Below are 4,322 nucleotides of genomic sequence, written 5' to 3' on the forward strand. Positions count from 1 at the left end.
AGTACCAGCGTACGGCCCACAGAATGATGTCACGCTGAAAATGCCGGCCTTTGAATGGGTTCATGTGCAGCTCCATCAGCAAAAGGGGATGATAAGTTTATCACCACCGACTATTTGCAACAGTGCCGTCCTGCGAATATGTGAGTTTTGACCTAATGAGCCACAAAAACTCATTTTCGCCCACGATAATTTTTCTACTTCCTTTCTTTGGAATGCTCATTTCAATATTCACATAACGTCGCTATCAATCGCGGAAAAGGCGTAGTGCGCGAAGCGAACGAAGCTTTTTGCCGTCGATTGCATAGCTTTGTTAACCCTTTTTCCAAATTTGATAGCAATAGTTAATGTTTGAAGTAAAGTGTTGCTCAAAAACAACTTCGAAGGTATTTGGAATACTCGGGAAGAAAACATCCCCCTCTGGCTCGATGTCGATCGTCGATAAGTGGAGCGTAGAGGCCATGGGTAATGTTTCTCGGTAAATTTCTCCGCCACCAGACACTATAACGTGACCGGTGAATTCAGCTAGCCTGTCCATGGCCTCTTCGATTGACTGAAATACAACTACATTGTCATCATTTGATGTCCAACCTGAGCGGGTAACGACCGCGTATTTCCTATTGGGGAGTGCGCCCATAGATTCAAACGTCTTGCGACCCACCAGAAGCCACTGATTGTAGGTCAATGCTTTAAAAAGTAGCTGCTCCCCTTTCGCGGACCAGGGTATGTCTGGACCGCAACCAATCACGCCGTTTTTCGCTTTCGCAGCCATCAATGATACTTTCAAGGTTCTCATCCTGGGTTAACGCTTGAGTTAAGCCGCGCCGCGAAGCGGCGTCGGCTTGAACGAATTGTTAGACATTATTTGCCGACTACCTTGGTGATCTCGCCTTTCACGTAGTGAACAAATTCTTCCAACTGATCTGCGCGCGAGGCCAAGCGATCTTCTTCTTGTCCAAGATAAGCCTGTCTAGCTTCAAGTATGACGGGCTGATACTGGGCCGGCAGGCGCTCCATTGCCCAGTCGGCAGCGACATCCTTCGGCGCGATTTTGCCGGTTACTGCGCTGTACCAAATGCGGGACAACGTAAGCACTACATTTCGCTCATCGCCAGCCCAGTCGGGCGGCGAGTTCCATAGCGTTAAGGTTTCATTTAGCGCCTCAAATAGATCCTGTTCAGGAACCGGATCAAAGAGTTCCTCCGCCGCTGGACCTACCAAGGCAACGCTATGTTCTCTTGCTTTTGTCAGCAAGATAGCCAGATCAATGTCGATCGTGGCTGGCTCGAAGATACCTGCAAGAATGTCATTGCGCTGCCATTCTCCAAATTGCAGTTCGCGCTTAGCTGGATAACGCCACGGAATGATGTCGTCGTGCACAACAATGGTGACTTCTACAGCGCGGAGAATCTCGCTCTCTCCAGGGGAAGCCGAAGTTTCCAAAAGGTCGTTGATCAAAGCTCGCCGCGTTGTTTCATCAAGCCTTACGGTCACCGTAACCAGCAAATCAATATCACTGTGTGGCTTCAGGCCGCCATCCACTGCGGAGCCGTACAAATGTACGGCCAGCAACGTCGGTTCGAGATGGCGCTCGATGACGCCAACTACCTCTGATAGTTGAGTCGATACTTCGGCGATCACCACTTCCCTCATGATGTTTAACTTTGTTTTAGCCACCAATGATGCCCTCACTTTCCATGATTTTGGTGGGAATGGATTTTCTTAGCGGCAACTTACTTTCGTTGTCTATATCCATGTTAAAGGCGAAAAAGTAAACCTCTGTCTCCTTCTCAACCCACCCAACCCACCATGCGACACCAGGATTTGACTCAGTTCCCACACCAGAAAAACCAGTTTTTGAATGCACTAGATATTCAGGTGCCGCCTCCGTTACCAAAGCCTCTTTTACTATTAGCTGGTTTTCTTTAGATGCTGACAATTTATTTAAATATAGAGACTCTAGAAACTCCACTTGATTAACTGCGGAAATTCTAAGCTGGCCTTCCAACCAGAATTTGTCAATGCCACCACTGATATTCTGGTTGCCATAGGAAAATTTTTTAAGGTATTTCTGCATTCTTACTTCGCCAACTTCTCTGGCGATTTGTTGAAATACGGGAACAGCTGAAACTTGTATTGCCCCTCTTAAGGTCAAGTCTCTTTCCCATTGCTTCATGGCTCTTGGCTTTCCGTCCCATTTGAAAACCTGATGCTCATTCTTTATGACACCAGTTTCTAGGCCGATAATTGCGTTGGGGATCTTAAATGTTGATGCTGGAAGATATTCCTTTGATGCACGAGCTAAGTCATTGGTAGCGCAGGATTTACTGCTACTTTTACAAAGCACGAAGACACCATTGACGGCTTCGGCAGAGAACTCTTTGTTCCAAGACGTATTTTCTGTAATTGAACCAGCTAATGCCGTACTCGAAAGACACGCGATAATTACATATGCGGCAAATGTTTTCATGGCACCTTCTTGGTGGCTAACGTTAATTCGACCTCAGAGGCGTTTAAGTCAAAATACCTCTGACGTCTAACATGATTAATCAAAGTCTGATTTTTTAACAAAATCAGAAAGATAGACGCGAAACTTTAAAACAAAGGCGTCAACACTTCAAGTAGCGATCTTTCGCTTCGGCGAGGCCTAACGCCTGAGCTCAGCCGACCGAAACCGCGTAGCGGTTTTGGGTCGGCTGCAGCGATTTGTTGGGCGATAGCTTGCCACATTCTCTCAACGATTGGGATTTGATGTACTTTCCGCACTTTGTAGCGCGACCACATCATGCTCCCCCTGGCCGCGAGAGCCCTTCACTCGGGAAACACAAGACAGACCGAGCACGACTGTTGCAAGGGTCAAACAGTACACGACAACCGGCCAAGCCGTGTTGCGCGGCAACAGCGAAATGATCAACGTTCCGATGCTTCCTAGCAGTACACCGCCCAAGCAGAAGTAGACTGCCGTGACCGTTCCAGCAACATGGTCGAATCCTCGAAGAGCGCCATTGGGCGACACAGATACCGCTGTGGCGACACCAATACCCACTAGCCACATTGGAGCAATAAAGCCTAACACGGACTGCGAAGCCCATATTTCGGTGATGGCAAGCAATACTGCTCCAGCTATCAGGCATCCCATTCCCATTCGCAAGACACTTGGGCTGCCCCACTTGGGTATCACACGCCCCATAAAACGAGCCGTAAACACCATGGCAATTGCCACTGTGGCGAACAGCAGGCTGAAGCCAAGCTGAGACACACCTTGCCTGCCCATCATTAGTCCGGGCGCAATGGAGAAAAAGACGAAGAAGCTACCCATTCCAGCGGCGTAACACAACGTGTACAACCAGAAGTTCAGGCACTTAACGGGGAGTAGCAGCTGCGACCATTGCAAGCCCGCAACTCGTTGCACCCGGGTTTCAGGCCAGAATCGCCACGCTGCTGCAGATGCAGCGATCATGCCCAAACCTAGAAACGCAAAGATAGCCCGCCACCCAAGCCACATGTCGACGAGCGCTCCGAGCAATGGGCCTACCGCCGGGACCATGGCCAGCATGGATCCGAGTATGCCGTAAATGACATTACTTTCCTCGCGACCTGCGTAAATGTCACGTACTGTTGCAAATGTGGAAACAAGGCACGCCGAGGCACCACAAGCCTGAAGAATCCGAAGCCCCAGAAAGACTTCAGCCGATGACGTAAGAGCGAGGCCCATTGACGCCACAACGTAGGCGAGGCCACCTCCCAGTAGAACGGGGCGGCGCCCCAGTCGGTCCGATAGCGGTCCAAACAAGAGCTGACCGGCACCAATCATGACCAAGTACGTTGTCAGCGTAAGCTGAATTGTGCTCGCTGTCGTACCAAGCGCGTTTGGCATAAACGGCACTGCTGGCAAGTACATGTCCATGCCGAGTGATGCCAATAAATCGAACGGTGATAACAACAACACCGTGGCGGCAAGGGAGTACCGCCAACTAAAGTTTTTTGAGCGCACGAAACCATCTCCTTGAACAAAGGATTTGGCGGCGCTCCCGTAGAGCAAAAGGATTCATGAGAACGCCGCAACAACCGAAAAATGAAGGTTGCTGCGGCTTACTTGTCTGCGTTCTTGGAAGTGCTCATCTGCTGACTATCTCATGATTGAATTTGAATCGTAACAACTTTCAAGCAACTCTGCGAGGAGCCTTATTGTGCGCCCAACGCCGCCATAAACGGCGACAGGGTGGCGCGCCTATTGCGCATAAAATGGCGAAGCCATGCGCAACAGGCGCGGAATCTCTGGCGTCCGGTTTGATGGCTTTGTTATGCAAAGGACTAGTCTTCAA

Annotated in this window: 4 protein-coding genes; all 4 read right to left on the minus strand. The window is 49.7% G+C overall.

What is annotated here, in order from left to right; all coding sequences use genetic code 11:
* Nucleotides 1-310: 310 nt before the first annotated feature.
* The 4 genes from dfrA14 to OOJ60_RS24205 all read right to left on the minus strand — a co-directional run bounded on the left by dfrA14 (nucleotide 311) and on the right by OOJ60_RS24205 (nucleotide 3,991).
* The gene (gene dfrA14 / locus OOJ60_RS24190; RefSeq protein ID WP_004201280.1) at nucleotides 311-784 is read right to left on the minus strand and encodes a trimethoprim-resistant dihydrofolate reductase DfrA14; all 474 of its coding nucleotides are present in this window, start codon (nucleotides 782-784) and stop codon (nucleotides 311-313) included.
* Between the two features lie 74 nt (nucleotides 785-858).
* A complete protein-coding gene (gene aadA1, locus OOJ60_RS24195) occupies nucleotides 859-1,650 on the minus strand; it encodes an ANT(3'')-Ia family aminoglycoside nucleotidyltransferase AadA1 (RefSeq protein WP_001209508.1) in 792 nt (263 codons plus the stop codon).
* Between the two features lie 16 nt (nucleotides 1,651-1,666).
* Nucleotides 1,667-2,467, minus strand: coding sequence for an oxacillin-hydrolyzing class D beta-lactamase OXA-10 (locus OOJ60_RS24200; RefSeq protein ID WP_000846390.1), 801 nt, complete (start codon nucleotides 2,465-2,467; stop codon nucleotides 1,667-1,669).
* A gap of 264 nt (nucleotides 2,468-2,731) precedes the next feature.
* Nucleotides 2,732-3,991 carry a chloramphenicol efflux MFS transporter CmlA5 gene (locus tag OOJ60_RS24205; RefSeq protein WP_012300772.1) on the minus strand — a complete coding sequence of 420 codons (1,260 nt, stop codon included), beginning with the start codon at nucleotides 3,989-3,991 and terminating at the stop codon, nucleotides 2,732-2,734.
* Nucleotides 3,992-4,322: the final 331 nt, after the last annotated feature.

Origin of the sequence: Citrobacter sp. R4 (genome assembly GCF_026719175.1) — a bacterium.
GTDB lineage: Bacteria > Pseudomonadota > Gammaproteobacteria > Enterobacterales > Enterobacteriaceae > Citrobacter_A > Citrobacter_A sedlakii.